The sequence below is a fragment of the Psychrobacter sp. DM8 genome (genome assembly GCF_051307025.1).
Taxonomy (GTDB): Bacteria; Pseudomonadota; Gammaproteobacteria; order Pseudomonadales; family Moraxellaceae; genus Psychrobacter.
Map to the genome: position 1 here is coordinate 2,474,301 of NZ_CP195538.1, position 17,341 is coordinate 2,491,641.

Consider the following 17,341-nt stretch of genomic DNA (forward strand, 5'->3'; position numbering starts at 1 on the left):
AAATCTAATCATTGGTATGAAACAATAAAAACAGCTCGGTCAAATTGCTCTCAATACCGTTGACCATCTGTACCATATTGTCCTCGTTGGCACGCATCTGCGCCAGTTCAGGATCTTCGTCATCAATACCGCTCAGTACGATCATAGGTAGAGTGAGCACTGCGACATCATCGCTGGTCTCTTCGTCCGCAAACCAATCGCTCGCATCATCGCCATACATCGCATCGACGAATCCTATAGACCAAGCGACAATATCTGACTCCTCAGAGAAATCGATTGCTTGCTCACTACCTGCGTCTTCATTAAAGGGCAGCTCTATTGGCGTCTCGTTTTTGAGCTCAGCTAAGATGGCTGCGCGCCAGCGTTTGATGCCATCGACGACATTGGCTGGAATTTCACTAATATGACCTTCAAATAGCGCCTCAATCCAATTGGGAAGCTCAGGGCCTACGATTGTCGCTGTCAAAAACCCATGAGTGGCGATGCTATCGAGCACAAACTGGCTCTCTTGCGTGTCCAAATAATCTAGCAGTTGATCAAAACTTAATGGGTCCATAATAGATCATCCTTTATCGGTAGCGCTTATGGCGCAAAAATGGCTGCGGCGCTAAGCCTCTCAGTAACTTTAGTCACTTAGCGCAGTAACATTGAGCTTAACACAGTTAAGTTTTTAGCCAATTAGACAAATTGTATGACTATGTGTAGCCTATGGCTCATTGCTATACTGTTAGTTACTCGTCGTCCCAATCGTCATCATCGTCATCAAAGTCATCGAGATCGTCCATCTCATCTTTTAGCTCTTTGGCTAGGCGCTTTTCTTCTAGTAAGTTGTCGATTAAACGACGTTTCTCTAAACTGCTCAAACGAGTACGGACGCTGGTCTCCGCCTCTTCTACCATCTTTGCATCATCATCGTCGACAAAATCATCATCAAAATCGTCGTCAATATCAGCGTCACTCATGACAAACTCCTATCATTATGGGGTGGAGGTTAAAAGGGTTACTGATGTCAGTCACTGCTAAACACATCAGTATCTATATGCCTTATAAGGTTTCAGGGTAATCTTGTCAATCCTTTTTGCCGCCTGCGCGCTTTAAGTAGTCAATACTATTTTAACCATAACTATTACTCATCTATCATCAACACGGCATTGCGCACATCAGCGAGGCGCTGAATCAGGGCGTCATTGCCACCATCAAAGATGGTGCACTCACGCTCATAGACCGTCGTTGGACGCTGCACGCTCTTAACTTTTACATGGGTTGCAATCTGTTTGAGACCAGCGTTTGGCAACAAGATAAGCATCTGCTCTTTACTGCCGATGCTCTCAAGCAGCTGTGTCATGGCCTGTAGCTGCACCTTGTCACTGACGCCTGCTTTTGCCGGCAAAGCAAAACGCGCCAGCTCAATATGCTTGTCATGAATGATCTTGTTGAGCATCAGGTATAGCTTGGCGAGCATCACGCCCGCTAGCGCCACTTTAGCATGGCTATTATCTGCCTTTAGCATAGCGATAGCTGCGCCCTTATCATCAAAATGCGGCTCATTGATAGCGCTCACGCCGAGCAGTAGCGGTAATCTGAGCAGCTCGCTCATAGCTTGATTAAGCAGCTGAGTACAAAGCGCTAAATAAGGCGCGCGCATCTCAGGCGCCAAGCGCTCAAGCATATTGAATTCGTCATGGAGCATAATCTGTACGCTGACATGATCAAAAGTGCGAGCAGAGGACAGCTTCGATGTTTTATTAGGCTCAGATGCTGCGTGAGTTGAGGTGTTAGAACCCTGATCGACATTAGAGTCACTGCCAGCAGTATTTGGCACATCTACAGCTTGTTCGCGATTTGCATCAGGGTTTTGTTGCGACTTAAGGTAGGCATTGAGCTCATCATGGATACTGGCGGCACTAATCCCTGTTTTAGCATCGCTTTTGTTTTTAATATCACTGCTATCTGCTGATTTTTGCTCTATAGCTTCGGTATCATCAACATCATTGGACATAGAGCGCCGATTATAAAGATGTTGACCCTCTTGTCTGTAGCGCTCACGATGCAGGTCTTGAATCTCATGACTTAGGGTATTGATTTGTTCTTTAGTTGGGCGAGCAACGTAACCATAGAGCAACCACAAAAACAGATGCAGCAGTAATGAGCCGATCACAAACGGCCACTGCATAGCGATGATCTCGCCCTTACTAATATCTTTTAGAGTTAAGGCCACACTACCAATGACCGCATCGCCTTTGGTCGCCATTTTGCGAATGGTATCGCCTTGTTGCATAGGCGCGTTGCCGACAGGTACGAGTAGCTCATCGTTGCTGTCCTTGATCACGATGCGAGCGACGTCTTGCTCGCTGGTGTAGCGATTGGCAATCACACTTAAGCTGACGCGGTCTTTGTTCTCTAAAGCCAGCCTAGCCTCGTCAATGAGCTGGGCGACCATTTGCTCGCCCTTTTGCGCACGGCTTTTGGACAACTGCTGATCAGTACTAATGACTAGTAGCAAAGTTTGCAGACAAAAACTAACCAGAATAATAATGGCAAACAACCCTTGCCGCGGCGCTAAATACATCATGATAGGATAAACTTTTTGAATAATTAAAATTAAAAAACGACGTAAGTACTCGTTTTCAAAGAGGCGTTTGCTGGTTATTAAGCTCTAAAGAGCTATGGCTTAAAGAGTATCACTCTTTAAAGAGCCGCTGTCATAAACTATGGCTACTATATCACTATCGTCGTCGTTATGGCGTGCGATAAATCCACTGTAAAACAATTTTTACATCATTTTTACTTTTTAGCGTATCTATAGGCGCTACGCTGTAAAACTGTTATTATTCCTAGTCTCATATCAGCATACAAGGGACAATTGAGCCATGCTAAAAAACACACCTTACTCGTTACCAAAAGACAGCAAAGCATGGCAGCAGGCCGTCGACTCTATCGCCTCACTTTTACCCAAAGATACGCATTTGCAAGATTTTGACACTTTGCAATCGCTCCCTGTTTTTGCGCTTATTGTCGTTTTGCCCTCTCACATACCCACGCTCGATATTCATCACTATGTGCAATCATGGGTAGATGAGCAGCCCAATTGGCACTTAGTGACTGTCGCTGAGGATACCCAAGCGCATTTTGTAGAGGTCGCTATCGATGATATCGATACCACGCAAGCGACTGCTCGCCCGCCTTTTGTCTCCGTGCAAGTGTATCGCTATTTATTGGTGCCCGTCACAGATACTTTGATGCATCCTGCCAAGACCAGTGCCGCCGCGCACATTATCGATGATCAATTGACCACTCGCCTGCGTCATGACTTAGCTCAAAATAGTTTGGCTCAAAATAGTTTAACTCAAAATAGTTTAACTCAAAATAGTTTAGCTCAGAACGATAGCACGCAAGAGAGCAGTACTCAAACCAGTAGCGCAGAGCTGGTTGACTGTCATATTCTCTCGGTCGGTCATATGCTGCGCACGCACAAGCTAGCCTGCTTTGATATGGACTCAACCTTGATTGAGCAAGAAGTTATCGTTGAGCTGGCAAAAGCGGCAGGCGTTGGCGATCAAGTCGAAACTATTACTGAAGCGGCTATGCGCGGCGAGATAGACTTTGATGAGTCGTTCGTGCAGCGTGTGGCGTTGTTGCAAGGGCTGTCAACAGATGTCTTGGATGATATCTGTACGCGTCTTACTTTATCGACAGGGGCGCGCGCGACGATCAGCGCCCTCAAAGCCTTGGGCTATCATACGGTATTGGTCTCAGGCGGCTTTACGTATTTTGCGCATTATATCGCCGAGCAGTTAGGCATTGATGAAGTACACGCCAATCACTTAGATATCGAAGATGGCGAGGTTACAGGCCATGTTCAGATGCCTATCGTGAATGGTAATAAAAAGGCAGCTATCGTCGCTCATACCGCAGAGCGCTTGGGGCTTGCTATGTCGCAAGTGGTCTGCGTCGGTGATGGTGCAAACGATCTACCGATGATGGCAGATGCCGATTTGGGCGTCGCTTACCGCGCCAAACCTATTGTACAAGCGCGCGCTGATGCGGCAATCAATGTCACAGGACTTGAAGGCGTTCTATACGCGCTTGGCTACCCTGCTTTTATTCCTGCATAATCCATATCGAATTTAACGATAGTTCAGCGTAGCGACAAGTTTTTAAAGATAAGTCAGATGGACGATATAACCGTTCATCTGGCTTATTATTTATACTTGATATCGTTTATACTTCTCACTCTTTTCAATGCTCATCCCTACTTTGAACACTTACTACCCTAAAGGAATGTCCATGACGGCATCACCCTCACCGCAGCCAGACACACCGCCTGCCACAACTGATACCACCTCAGACGCGCACTTAAACGCTAACCTAAACCCTGCTTTAGATACTCATCCTACCTATGATGACAGCCCAAAACAGTTAGTTGGTGTATATGTCAAAGGCATTGCTATGGGCGCAGCCGACATTGTACCGGGCGTCTCTGGCGGTACGATAGCGCTGATATCAGGCATCTACGAGCGTCTTATCAATGCCATTAGCCGTATTGGTCCAAGTTTGTGGGGCGTGTTCCGTCAGCGCGGCGGTATCAAAGGTGTCGGTGACGTTTGGCGTCAGGTTGATGCAACTTTTCTGGTGTGTCTGCTCTTAGGTATTGTGACTAGCTTTATTGCTTTGGCAGGTATGATTAAGCATTTGCTGGACAATCAGCCCTTATTGATCTGGTCGTTTTTCTTTGGTTTAGTAGCAGCGACGGTCGTTATTTTACTGACCGAAATCAAGCGCTGGAATATAGGCCGAGCAAGCTTATTTATTATCGGTCTGGTAGTCGCCGTTGGCGTTAGTAGTTTGCCCCTGCTGAGTTCAGCGCCTAGCCTGCCTTATCTATTTTTTGCAGGTGCTATCGCAATTTGTGCGATGATATTGCCTGGTATTTCAGGCTCGTTTATTCTGCTCTTGCTTGGTGCTTACGATGCGGTGTTAGAGGCCGTCAGCACCATGAATATAACAGTTATATTGACAGTAGTCGCTGGTATGGCAACGGGTCTATTACTGTTTACGCGCGTGCTTAAGTGGCTATTGTCGCGTTACTATCAGGCGACTTTAGCGCTTTTAACAGGGTTTATCGCAGGCTCTTTAGTCAAAGTCTGGCCGTGGAAAATATCGATAACGAGCGCTTTGCATAACGATGCGGTACATAACGTTATGCCGTGGCAATACCCTGCTGGCGCGCAGTGGTTTATGACGATAAGCTTGATGCTATTAGGCGCGGTATTGGTATCTTTATTGTCGTGGTGGGGACGTCAAAACGGGCGAGCTTAAGCAAAGATTGGCTTTGCTATAGTTGTGATTTAGCGCGCTCAAATCAGACGTCAACGGTTGTCGCAAAGTCGCCTTATGACTCTTCTTCTTTATCCGTTTTGCTTTCATAATGGTGTTATTGAAATTCACCTTTATAAGCGAGATGAATGATGTTGTTGACTATATTTTCTTTTGACGCACTGAGTATAAATAGCACTACGATACTCGGTTTAAGTCTGCTGGCAGGATTGGTTGTGGTATTGGCATTGTCCTCACAGCGCTGGCTACTTTGGTACTTGCTCGGCGGTATGGGATATTGGCTAACGGTTGAGGCAATAAGTGGTTTGGTGTCGAGCTGGTTTGTACTCACTGAGTGGCACAGCTACGTGCTGGCGATGGGTATTAGTTGGGTGCCGCTGGGGCTGTGGGTGCTATACAGAGCTATTCGCTACGAGGATGTCAGCACAGCCTTACAAGAGCAGCGTGAGCTTGAAGCCGCCCGTTATGTTGAGCATAGTCCTGTATACGATGATGATTACACCCCGCGCTTTCAGTAGTGCAAGCGAGTTATACTTCTCAGACCCAATCTTTGTTTCAATCTAATTTTACCTAATGACGTAATAGACACTAATCGTTGATACTTGGGTGACATAAGTATAGTAAACTACGCTTCATTTTATCGCTCATCCACCTTTTGACATATATTAGGAGCTTATCTATGTTTACTATACCTGTTTTAGATATCAAATCTGACCCATTAGATGTGCTATTGGCTGTTGTTGGCTACCGCTTGTCCATGCTTGCTGATAGCGACAACGAAGAAGTCGCGGCTCTATTGGCTGATCGTCAAGTGACTATCGAGATTGCAAGTGAAGAGGCAGACGTTGCTCGTTACTTTACTTTTGATAATGGACAGTTTAGTCAGCGTAGTGGCCATGCCGAAAAAGCGGACTTGACGATCAACTTTAAAGATTCAATGACAGGCGTCAAGCTGTTGACCAAAGGTAGCTTGCCTGCCTTTATGACCGCTGTTCAAGAAGGCAATTTGAGTATCGAAGGCGATTATAGCTTGATGATGTGGTTTAATAAGCTTGCCAAACACATCGTACCGACTATTCCAGAAGAGCTTAAGCCCTACATCCAAAAAGCTAAACCATATGCTTATAAAGCTCAGCAGTTCGCTGGACATTGGGTCGGCGTTGCTAAGCACAAGATCGGTAAATAAGGGCAAAGTTGGCGTGATTGATTAGCGCTCTGGTGTTCTTAAAAGGTTGCGGTATACTACGGGTATCGCAACCTTTTTTTATGGCAAAAAAACAGGCTTATCGTTTATTAAAATAAAAGGACTTCACTCATGGCAGGATTGCTTAGTATTTCAGAACCTAGCACTTTAGAACCTAGCACTTTAAAAAACAATATTATGAAGGACAATGCAGCAACCAATAGCTTAAGCAACGCAGCACACGTTAAACCCAGCCGCGAGCATATCGCTGAGCTATTTGATCTACCGCTTACAGATTTGTTATTGCAAGCACAGACTGTTCACCGTCAGCATTTTACAGCCAATGAAGTCCAAATCAGCACCTTGCTCTCTATCAAAACAGGCAATTGCCCTGAAGACTGTGGCTATTGCTCACAGTCCGGTCATCACCGTGACAAGACTGAGCTGCAAGCAGAAAAGCGCTTGGATATCCAAAAGGTAATTGCCGCGGCCAAACGCGCCAAAGCCACAGGCTCATCGCGGTTCTGTATGGGCGCGGCCTGGAAGCATCCGAGCGCAAAAGACATGCCATATGTGGCTGAGCTGGTCAAAGAGGTCAAAGCCTTGGGGCTTGAGACTTGCATGACGCTTGGTATGCTCGACGCCGATCAAGCCGAGCAATTAGCCGCAGCGGGACTTGATTACTACAATCATAATTTGGATACCTCCAGACGCTACTATGAGCAAGTGGTCAGTACGCGCAGCTATGATGAGCGCTTAGATACCATCGCTCATGTGCGCAACTCTGGCATCAATGTCTGTAGTGGCAATATCGTCGGTATGGGCGAGAGCCGTGAGGATCGAGTGGACTGGCTGTATGAGCTGATCAAAATGCCAAAAGCCCCTGAGTCTATACCCGTCAACTTACTCGTACCGATTAAGGGCACACCTATTGGAGATAAAGTAATCGCTGAGGGTGAGCTGTCTGTGATCGAATGGATACGCACGATTGCGGTAACTCGTATATGCTGCCCGACCAGTTATGTGCGCCTGTCTGCAGGACGCGAGAGCTTATCTGATGGTGAGCAGGCGCTCGCCTTTATGGCAGGTGCCAACTCCTTCTTTTATGGTGACAAGCTCCTTACGACTGGTAATGCCAGTCAAGCAAGCGACAATAGACTAATGCAAGAGCTGGGTTTGACCGCACAGCTTGCCACGCCAAGAGCACTTAAGCATGTCCCTGTGCTCGACGTTATGAGTGGGCATCAATCGCACGTACTTGCCGAATCGCTTGTCTAAGCTGCTAAGTTGACATCAATCAATTCACAACAGTATCCGTTGGCGCTTTAGGTTAAGCTATTGCGCTAATTCACAACTTTTTTGCTAAAAAGGCGACGAGCAGACACTATGGCAGATTACTTTAACTGGATCAAAGCGGCGCATATCATTTCAGTGGTGTGCTGGTTTGCAGCGATTTTTTATTTACCGCGCTTGTTCGTTTATCATGCGATGAGTGAGGACAAGATCAGTCAGGACCGCTTTGTGATTATGGAGCGCAAACTATATCGCGGCATCATGACGCCATCGATGATAGCGACGTGGATATTTGGCATTTGGATGGTGGTGCATGGTTGGGAGGTGTACAAAACCCAAGGTTGGTTGCACGTCAAAATAGTCTTAGTGGTTTTGTTGTCAATTTACCACGGTGCGTGCGGCTATTATCGCAAAAAACTGGTTGATAATCCGCAGTATAAGACTCATAAATTTTGGCGCTGGTTTAACGAAGTGCCCGTCATAGGCTTAGTTATTATCGTCATTTTAGTCGTCGTAAAGCCCTTTTGAATTTATATTAAATCTGACAACCAAAAAGCGTTCGTACTCATTTAAATAAAAAATAAATACGGACGCTTTTTTGTGCTTAAAAACATCTAACTTCTAAATCGTTGGGCGCATGATCTGGTAGACATTACTCAAATCATAGACTCGGTAGCGGGCAGGCTCGCGGCGATTCTCGCCGGCGTAACTAAGTATGAGTGCCTCTTTTGCCGCCTTATCAGTCCAGCCAACAAACAGTCCGCTGTGCTCGACGCCGTTGTAGCCGTGATTGATATAATAGAGCCAGTCCCCTGCTTTTATCTCGTGACTCGCGGCGTATGGGCCTTGTCCATATTTGCCTTTATGCACGGTATCGCGCGTGACGCCAGCACGCTTGAACACCGCATCTAAATAATCCCAGCAGCCGCCTTGGACGATAGTACGCTCATTGAGCGCCATCGTACGCGCCGTGCTAATCACTTCCCGCGCAGCAGGGCTGCTTTGCCTCTCTGCAAGGCTAAGCAGTGGCAAATACTCGCTATCAACGTTGTCATACTGTCCTGACAAAAATGCGGGCAATACCGCAGGAGCTTGGCGCTGTATACTAGGATACTGATAACTGGTATTGACCGAGAGCGACTTTTGCGCAATAAGCTGACTCATACTATCAGCATGAGCAGGTAAGGTGATAAATGGCAATAATAAAGCGCTACATAAGCAAATGGATAAACGCGGCATGACTCACTCCCTGTCGATATAATTTAACTTCACTTATAAACCATTTATAGCGCCTATCGCAAGCCTTATTACTAAGCTTAAGACGATAAAAGGCGTAAAAAAGCAGATAAAAGGTAGGAGTAGAGCCTTGTGATTTGTTTTAAGACAATAGATTGAAGAGAATAAAAAAGTATTCGGCGTTAAAGAGCGCAAAGCCTATTGCTCACTCATTTTGATATTAGCGTTGCGCTTAGTGATTGCTTGACCTTGCAGTATCGCTTGGGCGGCTTTGGCCTCTTGCACAGTATCAAAACCGCTAATGTGATATTTGCGCGTGCCCTCGCCGTCCAATATTTGTAGCTGCTCACCAAAGAGCGTCACCTTATCGCTAATGCCAAGCTCAATGGTCGCGCGCCGCCCTTGATTATCATGTATAAGCTTGCCTGCCTGCACCCATAGCGTACCTGTACTGATAATGCCGCTTTGTGCCGCCTTGCGCCGCTGACGCTGGCGATTAAAGATAAAGCTACCAACCACCAGCAAAGCCAATGCCCCAATAGACAGGCGCTCTGGCAATAGGCTCATCGCCAAAGCGACTGCGATTGCACCGATAAGTAGCGCTGAGCCGAACCAAAACAGCCCATTATCGGCAGTAGCAGGCGCGCCTTGCAGAGTGATTTTTGCGCCGTCATCGGTCAGCTTGAGCATATAAAGAACCTATCGTCTTATCATAAAAGTAGCAGCCAAACCTTAATCTGGCTGCCCGTACTATTTACCAGCCAAATGCTACTTACTCGCCAAAATTATTTACCAGCCAAGCGCTGTCTTTTGCATAGCTACCAGCTCGCTAATACCTTTTTCAGCCAGTATTAACATGTCGTCTGCTTGCGCGCGAGTAAATGGCTTGTCCTCGGCCGTACCTTGTAATTCAATGAACTCACCCTTTTGCGTCATCACCACGTTGAGATCAGTATCACAATTAGAATCCTCTTCGTAGTTAAGATCAAGATAGGCTTGACCGTCTTTCATGCCAACAGAGACTGCTGCCACCAGACCAATTAGAGGATCAGCTTTAAGCTTTTTGGCTCGCTGCAGGCTCTCAAGCGCGTCGATTAAGGCAACCGCAGCACCCGTGACACTTGCGGTACGAGTCCCGCCGTCTGCTTGCAACACATCACAATCGAGATAAATGGTATTTTCGCCCAATTTGCTTAGATCTATCATCGCCCGTAAGCTACGACCGATTAAGCGCTGAATCTCTTGAGTGCGTCCTGATTGCTTACCGCGAGCCGCTTCACGCTGATTGCGGGTATTGGTTGCGCGCGGTAGCATACCGTATTCCGCGGTGATCCAGCCCTTACCTTTGCCTTTGAGCCAGCGCGGTACGCCTGACTCGACGCTCGCCGTACACAAAACTTTGGTGTCACCGAAGCTTACGAGCACGGAGCCTTCAGCATGTTTGGTATAGTGACGCTCAAAGCTAATGTCTCGAAGTTGGTTCAGCTCGCGGTTATCATTGCGCATAAATATTCCTAGTGTGACGTCATAACAAGTGCAGTGTTATAAGTGATTGAATAAGTGAGATATCCTAACGCGGCAGTGGCGTAATAGCAAGATTGACCCTTATCGCTGCACTACCGCTTGAATTAAGTATGGATGATTACTCCAAACCTTCCATTTTGCGCAGCTCTTTGCGCAATATTTTGCCGACATTTGACTTGGGCAGCTCATCAACGAACTGAATATGACGTGGACGCTTGTAGCCAGTTAGATGCTTTTTGCCATAATCGAGTAGTTCTTCTTCTGTGACCTCGTCCTTCTTGACGACAAATAGCTTAGGATCCTCGCCGCGCTCATCGCTTGGCACGCCAATAGCGCCGCACTCATTGACCGCTGGATGCTCAGTCATGACCTCTTCTATCTCGTTGGGATAGACGTTGAAGCCTGAAACAATAATCATGTCTTTTTTGCGATCGACAATCTTGATAAAGCCTTTTTCATCCATGATACCGATATCACCTGTCTTAAGATAACCACTAGCAGTGAACGTCTGGGCCGTTTCATCAGGACGGTTTTGATAGCCGATCATCACCTGCGGACCTTTAACGCAGATCTCACCGCGTGCACCTATGTCAACCTCGTTTTCCTCATCATCGATAAGGACGATATCGGTGCTCGACGCTGGAATGCCGATTTTACCCGTGAATTCAGCGATGGTCATCGGGTTAAAGGCGACAACTGGAGAGGTTTCTGATAGACCATAGCCCTCAACGATAGGCAGTCCTGTAATCTCATGCCACTCTTTTGCGACGCTTGGCAGCACTGACATACCGCCGCCGATAGACGCTTTTAGGTTAGAGAAATCTAACTCGGCAAAACGCTCGTTATTGACCAGTCCATTAAACAAAGTATTGACCGCTGGGATAAAGGTGGGCTTGTATTTACCCATCTCTTTTATCAGACCATCAAGATCGCGCGGATTAGGAATCAGCAAACCAGTATAGCCTTGATACATGCCGTACATGCCGCAGACCATAAACGAGAACACATGATACAGCGGCAATGCGGTCAAAATCACATCATCGCTGCTCACATCATCTTCAAAAGCGCTATTAATCAGTACGCTAATTTGTAGCATATTGGCGACCAAATTACCATGCGAGAGCATCGCGCCTTTAGCCACGCCTGTGGTACCACCCGTATACTGCAATAGTGCCACATCACTGAGATTGAGATTGGGACGCTTGTATTGACTTGCCGAAACTGCGTTCAACGCGTCTTTAAAACTTACGCTGTTAGGCAAATGATAGGCGGGGATCATTTTTTTGATATGACGGGCGACTAAGTTTACGACCCTGCCCTTTATAGATCCGAGCATATCGCCGATTTTGCAAACGACGACATGTTCGACCTTACCTTTGTCCTCTGCTTCTTGATAGGTTTTTGCAAAGTTCTCAACAATAAAAATGGCTTTAGCGCCGCTGTCATGCAACTGATGCGACAGCTCACGACTGGTGTAAAGCGGGTTGATATTGACGAGCACCATACCAGCACGGATGATGCCGAGCGCGACGATAGGGTATTGCAAGATATTAGGCATCATGACGCCGACTTTATCACCTTTAACTAACCCTAATGATTGCAGGTAACTTGCAATCTGGCGACTGTACCTATCTAACTGCTTAAAGGTGATCGATGCGCCCATACAGATATAGGCAGTTTTTTGTCCGTAGCGGCGAAAGTTACGCTCGAACACCTCGATCATAGACGTGTCATCTTCGGGCATATCGATAGTGGCATCAATGCCGTAGCGCTCATAAGCGCTCAGCCAAGGTCGATCGCTAGGTATCGTTGGCATATTAGGAAATTCAGTGGTTTTAGGCTTTGCTTGGGTGTTTTTTGTTGTTTTGTCATCTGTGACCTTCTGGTCAGCGTTTTGATTATCGGTATGGTTTGTCATAATAATTCCTAATTAATAATACTGCAGCGGTGCAATACGCCCCAAATAATAGCGGGCAAGTAATGACCAGAACTATAGCAGTTTATGCAAAATTTCTCTATGCGTGTCCTTGATAGTAAGGCATAAAAAAGACAGCGCCTCTCATTGAGACCCTGTCTTTTTTTAGCGTTATTTTGCAAATACGCTAGATATAGCCGTTCCGATAAGGGTAGCGATTACCCTTTAGCAGTGTTTTGCTCTTCGAGTACGCGTAAGTCTTTATGCAAGATTTTGCCGACGTTTGATTTTGGCAACTCATCGATAAACTCAACATGGCGCGGACGCTTATAGCCTGTGAGATTCTCTACCGCATAATCCAATACTTCTTGCTTGGTCAAGCTTGCATCGTTACGGACAACAAAAATCTTTGGTATCTCGCCGCTCTTTTCATCTTCAATACCGATAACGCCGCACTCCAAGATTTTTGGATGACCAGACATGACTTCTTCGACTTCGTTTGGATAGACGTTAAAGCCTGAAACCAAGATCATGTTCTTTTTGCGATCAACAATAGTGACATAGCCGTCTTCGTCCATAATACCGATATCACCGGTTAAAAAATAACCATCTGGCGTCATCACCTCATTGGTCGCATCTTCGCGCTGCCAATAACCTTTCATCACCTGTGGACCACGAACACCAATCTCACCGCGCGCGCCGATCTCGACTTCGTTGCCTTCTTCATCGATGATGGCAATCTCAGTACCTGGCATAGGAACGCCGATAGTGCCACTAAACTCTGTGCTGCTTAGCGGATTGGCAGTAGCCACGGGTGACGTCTCAGACAAGCCATAACCTTGTAGGATAATGTTGCCCGTGATTTCGCGCCATTTCTCAGCTGTAGCGCTCACAACTGCCATACCGCCGCCCATCGACATCTGCAACTTGCTATGATCCATGGCTTTAAACTCTTCGTTGTTAGCCAGTGCATTGAACAAGGTGTTGACCGCTGGGAAGAAGGCGGGTGGATTGCCTTTATACGCTTTCATTAAGCTATCAAGGTCGCGAGGGTTTGGCACTAGTAAGCAGACGCAGCCACGATAGATCCCAAACATACCGCAAACGGTAAACGAGAAAATATGGTATAGCGGCAGGGCGGTCAGAATAACAGCCTGCTCGCCTTTGGCATCGAACTCATCAAAAGCACTACCTAAGAAGGTGTTGCTCTGTACTAAGTTGGCAATGAGGTTTTTGTGCGTGAGCATCGCGCCTTTAGCCACGCCTGTTGTACCACCTGTGTACTGTAGGACAGCAACATCATTGAGCATAATGTCATTAGGACGCTTGTATTTACGCGCAGGGCTTTTTTTCAGCATGTTCTTAAAGCTGATGCTTTTTGCGATGCTATAATCAGGTACCATCTTTTTGACATGGCGTACGACAGTATTGACCATAAAGCCTTTGAGCGTACCCATCATGTCGCCCATACCAGTGATGACGACATTATCAACCACATCACGGCCGATATCTTGATAAGTTTTAGCGAAGTTTTCGACCATGATTAGTGCTTTGGCATCAGAATCTGTAAGTTGATGCTCAAGCTCTTTGGTCGTGTATAAAGGGTTTACGTTGACAAGGGTCAAACCTGCACGCAAGACACCAATGACAGATACTGGCAGTTGCAAAATGTTTGGCATCATGACTGCGACTTTATCGCCTTTAGTCAGGCCAAGCGACTGCAAATACACAGCGACTTGCTTGCTTTGCTCATCAACTTCTTTAAAAGTAATGCTAGCGCCCATACAGACATAAGCGGTCTTACTGCCATATTTAGCAAAACTTTGCTCAAAGATATCAATAAGTGAAGTGTTATCAGCTGGCATATCGATATCATAAGTCATGCCAAGCTTTTCATAGGTTTTTAGCCAAACTTTATCGTTGTTGCGATTGACGTTTTCTTGATTGTCCATAATCTTGTTGCTCCTAGTAAATGTAATATGACTGCCCTGTTTGATACAAGTGCATCAAAAAGACGCTAATAGCCTGTTAAGGCAAGCGAATAAATGACTGCAACCTGTAACGATAAGTAAGGAAAATGGTAATAAATAGTGCTTCTTTACCCTATTGTTCTTTAACATACACACTTTGTATTAACTACTCAACACAAAAAACTGTTATGCCAGTATGCAAAAGCGTCTTTCTATTGATTTTATCAGTAAAATCAAATGTTTGCATTACTAAAACCTACTCATTCACAAGTTTTTTGGCTATACATTTGTTTGTTATAAACCTAGTAGCTTTACAATAAATAATCATCTGCAATCTGCATGTATCGTCGATTACTAGCTTAAATAATATGACTTATTTACTGCTCAAAGTAGCCCTTTATATCACCATCAATCAGCCAAATTCTTTTATAAAAAACAAGCGTCATGCCTTGTCGTATACTGTGTTATATCGCTTTTTAATTGCTTTGATTTGCTTTAGGATAGGGTATCTTTTTTGTTCATTAAAATAAAAGCGAACCCTACTCTATGTCTGATGTTATTGATCCTATCTTATCTAGCGAGCCGATGGACAGCCGCTCTGTCGCCGAATTCACTGAACAAGCCTACCTCAACTACGCCATGTATGTCATTATGGATCGCGCGCTGCCCAACATCGCTGACGGTCTCAAACCCGTGCAGCGCCGTATTGTCTATGCCATGAGCGAGCTGGGGCTTAAATCCTCCGCCAAAGCCAAAAAGTCCGCGCGTACCGTCGGTGACGTCTTAGGTAAATATCATCCGCACGGTGATAGCGCGTGCTATGAGGCGATGGTGCTAATGGCGCAGCCGTTTAGCTACCGCTATCCGCTGATCACCGGACAAGGCAACTGGGGTAGCCCTGATGATCCCAAATCCTTTGCTGCCATGCGTTATACCGAAGCCAAAATGTCCGCCTACGCCAATACTTTGCTTAGCGAGCTGGGTCAAGGCACCGTCGATTGGCAGGATAATTTCGATGGCACCATGCAAGAGCCCATCACTCTGCCCGCGCGCCTGCCCAATATTTTATTAAATGGCACCACAGGTATCGCCGTCGGTATGGCGACCGATATCCCGCCGCACAATCTCAATGAAGTGGTACGCGCGGCTATTCGCCTGCTTAAAAACCCCGATCTATCGGTCAAACAGCTTACCCAGTCGATACCTGCGCCTGATCTACCCACCCCTGCTGAGATCATTACTAGCAAAAAAGACTTGCAAGCGATCTATGAGACGGGACGCGGTAGCTATAAGATGCGCGCGACCTACCATGTTGACCCAAAAGAGAAAAACCTTGTCATCATTAACGCGCTGCCCTATCAAGTCTCAGGCAACAAGATTCAAGAGCAAATTGCCCGCCTGATGACCGATAAAAAACTGCCATGGATCGTCGATATCCATGATGAGTCCGATCACGAAAACGCTTGCCGTATTGTTTTAGAACTTAAATCTACACGCGTTGACGTCCAGCGCGTCATGAGTCATCTGTTTGCCAGCACCGATCTTGAGAGCAATTACCGCGTCAATATGAATATGATTGGCTTGAACGGTAAGCCGCAAGTCAAAAATCTCAAGGAAATACTAGAAGAATGGCTAGTCTGTCGCCGCTCTGTGGTCACGCGCCGCGTACAATTTCGTCTCGATAAGATCGATAAGCGTTTGCATATTTTGGCAGGATTATTGATAGCGTACCTGCATATCGATGAAGTGATTCGTATCATCCGCGAAGAGGACGATCCCAAAGCGACCTTGATGCAGAACTATGATCTCACTGAGATTCAGGCCAATGCTATCTTGGACATTCGCTTGCGCCAACTCGCGAAACTTGAGGAAATTGAGCTGCGTCGTGAGCAAGACGAGCTCGCTGCTGAGCGTGCCAAACTACAAGAATATCTCGATAATCCAGAGAGCCTAACGGCACTTATTATCGATGAGCTGACTGCCGATATGAAGGAGCACGGCAACGAGCGTATGTCGCCGCTGATGGAACGTGACGAAGCACAAGCACTCAAAGAGTCCGACCTTATACCTAGTGAGCCGATCACCGCTATCTTGTCCAAAGCAGGCTGGATACGTGCCGCTAAAGGTCATGAGGTGGATGCAAAAGGTATGACTTACCGCTCAGGCGATGGCTATCAAGCCGATGTGCGCGGCAAATCCAATGAGAAAATTTATGTTCTCGATAGCACAGGACGTAGCTATAGTATTGAAGCGCACAACCTAGCTTCAGCGCGTGGTCAAGGTGATCCGCTCACCAGTGTACTCAAACCACCAGCAGGCGCGAGCTTTGAGCAGCTACTCACGGGTAGCGATGAGCAACGTATTATCCTTGCCAGCTCAAAAGGTTACGGCTTTATCAATAGACTCGGCAATCTCGATACCAATCAAAAATCAGGCAAAAACCTAATCAATCTTGCTGCAGATAGTCGCCTGTTACCTGTCGCACGTATCGATGCCAGTGCAGGGACTAATGGCGATGATAGCGAAGCGGTAAGCACTATCCCTGATCACGTTGCTGTCGTTACTAACGCCGGATATTTATTGATATTTGCGCTCGATGATCTGCCCGAGCAAGCTCGCGGAAAGGGCAATAAAATGATTACCCTCAAAGGCGATGAAGAGGTGTTAGCGATTACGCCGCTCAGCTTGCAGGACAGCTTAGTGATTACTGCTGGCAAGCGTCATGTGACCCTCAAGCCGATGGACTTAGCGAATTATAAAGGCAGTCGTGGTAATCGCGGTGGGCAGTTGCCAAGGGGCTTTCAGAATGTGACTGGGGTTGAGGTTGGGTGATTTTACATCTTCCGCGTTTAAAAAAGCTGGGCTAAAAGCCCAGCCTACGCT

At 46.5% G+C, this 17,341-nt stretch carries 15 protein-coding genes; 7 read left to right on the forward strand and 8 right to left on the reverse strand.

Features of this window, described 5'->3' with window-relative positions; genetic code table 11:
* Positions 1-4 precede the first annotated feature (4 nt).
* The 3 genes from ACR64J_RS10620 to ACR64J_RS10630 all read right to left on the reverse strand — a co-directional run bounded on the left by ACR64J_RS10620 (position 5) and on the right by ACR64J_RS10630 (position 2,572).
* On the reverse strand, positions 5-559 hold the full coding sequence (locus ACR64J_RS10620; protein ID WP_317199279.1) for a UPF0149 family protein: 555 nt from the start codon (positions 557-559) through the stop codon (positions 5-7).
* Positions 560-731: 172 nt separating this feature from the next.
* The gene (locus tag ACR64J_RS10625; protein WP_317199225.1) at positions 732-962 is read right to left on the reverse strand and encodes a PA3496 family putative envelope integrity protein; all 231 of its coding nucleotides are present in this window, start codon (positions 960-962) and stop codon (positions 732-734) included.
* 164 nt (positions 963-1,126) lie between these two features.
* Complete coding sequence (locus tag ACR64J_RS10630) at positions 1,127-2,572, reverse strand: hypothetical protein (RefSeq protein ID WP_435949664.1); 1,446 nt, start codon at positions 2,570-2,572, stop codon at positions 1,127-1,129.
* A gap of 298 nt (positions 2,573-2,870) precedes the next feature.
* On the opposite strand from ACR64J_RS10630, the gene serB reads away from it, so the two are divergent.
* The 6 genes from serB (at position 2,871) to hemJ (ending at position 8,341) form a co-directional block, all read left to right on the forward strand.
* Positions 2,871-4,115 carry a phosphoserine phosphatase SerB gene (gene serB / locus ACR64J_RS10635; RefSeq protein ID WP_435949665.1) on the forward strand — a complete coding sequence of 415 codons (1,245 nt, stop codon included), beginning with the start codon at positions 2,871-2,873 and terminating at the stop codon, positions 4,113-4,115.
* A gap of 172 nt (positions 4,116-4,287) precedes the next feature.
* The gene (locus ACR64J_RS10640) at positions 4,288-5,319 is read left to right on the forward strand and encodes a DUF368 domain-containing protein (protein ID WP_435949666.1); all 1,032 of its coding nucleotides are present in this window, start codon (positions 4,288-4,290) and stop codon (positions 5,317-5,319) included.
* A gap of 146 nt (positions 5,320-5,465) precedes the next feature.
* Positions 5,466-5,855, forward strand: coding sequence for an AciT family ciprofloxacin tolerance protein (gene aciT, locus ACR64J_RS10645; protein ID WP_317199229.1), 390 nt, complete (start codon positions 5,466-5,468; stop codon positions 5,853-5,855).
* Between the two features lie 161 nt (positions 5,856-6,016).
* On the forward strand, positions 6,017-6,523 hold the full coding sequence (locus tag ACR64J_RS10650; RefSeq protein ID WP_317199230.1) for an SCP2 sterol-binding domain-containing protein: 507 nt from the start codon (positions 6,017-6,019) through the stop codon (positions 6,521-6,523).
* 195 nt (positions 6,524-6,718) lie between these two features.
* Complete coding sequence (gene bioB, locus ACR64J_RS10655) at positions 6,719-7,798, forward strand: biotin synthase BioB (protein WP_435951067.1); 1,080 nt, start codon at positions 6,719-6,721, stop codon at positions 7,796-7,798.
* A 108-nt stretch (positions 7,799-7,906) separates the two neighbouring features.
* Positions 7,907-8,341 carry a protoporphyrinogen oxidase HemJ gene (hemJ, locus tag ACR64J_RS10660; protein ID WP_435949668.1) on the forward strand — a complete coding sequence of 145 codons (435 nt, stop codon included), beginning with the start codon at positions 7,907-7,909 and terminating at the stop codon, positions 8,339-8,341.
* 93 nt (positions 8,342-8,434) lie between these two features.
* Here the strand turns inward: hemJ and ACR64J_RS10665 are convergent, their stop codons facing one another.
* From ACR64J_RS10665 to ACR64J_RS10685, 5 genes are all read right to left on the reverse strand, one after another.
* A complete protein-coding gene (locus ACR64J_RS10665) occupies positions 8,435-9,052 on the reverse strand; it encodes a hypothetical protein (protein ID WP_435949670.1) in 618 nt (205 codons plus the stop codon).
* 195 nt (positions 9,053-9,247) lie between these two features.
* The gene (locus ACR64J_RS10670) at positions 9,248-9,739 is read right to left on the reverse strand and encodes a hypothetical protein (RefSeq protein ID WP_435949671.1); all 492 of its coding nucleotides are present in this window, start codon (positions 9,737-9,739) and stop codon (positions 9,248-9,250) included.
* A gap of 99 nt (positions 9,740-9,838) precedes the next feature.
* Positions 9,839-10,555, reverse strand: coding sequence for a ribonuclease PH (gene rph / locus ACR64J_RS10675; RefSeq protein ID WP_317199235.1), 717 nt, complete (start codon positions 10,553-10,555; stop codon positions 9,839-9,841).
* 136 nt (positions 10,556-10,691) lie between these two features.
* Positions 10,692-12,389, reverse strand: coding sequence for an AMP-binding protein (locus ACR64J_RS10680; protein ID WP_435951068.1), 1,698 nt, complete (start codon positions 12,387-12,389; stop codon positions 10,692-10,694).
* Between the two features lie 317 nt (positions 12,390-12,706).
* Positions 12,707-14,440: an AMP-binding protein gene (locus ACR64J_RS10685; RefSeq protein WP_317199236.1), complete on the reverse strand. Its 1,734-nt coding sequence runs from the start codon at positions 14,438-14,440 to the stop codon at positions 12,707-12,709.
* 564 nt (positions 14,441-15,004) lie between these two features.
* Here ACR64J_RS10685 and parC point away from each other — a divergent pair.
* Positions 15,005-17,290 carry a DNA topoisomerase IV subunit A gene (gene parC / locus ACR64J_RS10690; protein WP_435949673.1) on the forward strand — a complete coding sequence of 762 codons (2,286 nt, stop codon included), beginning with the start codon at positions 15,005-15,007 and terminating at the stop codon, positions 17,288-17,290.
* Positions 17,291-17,341: the final 51 nt, after the last annotated feature.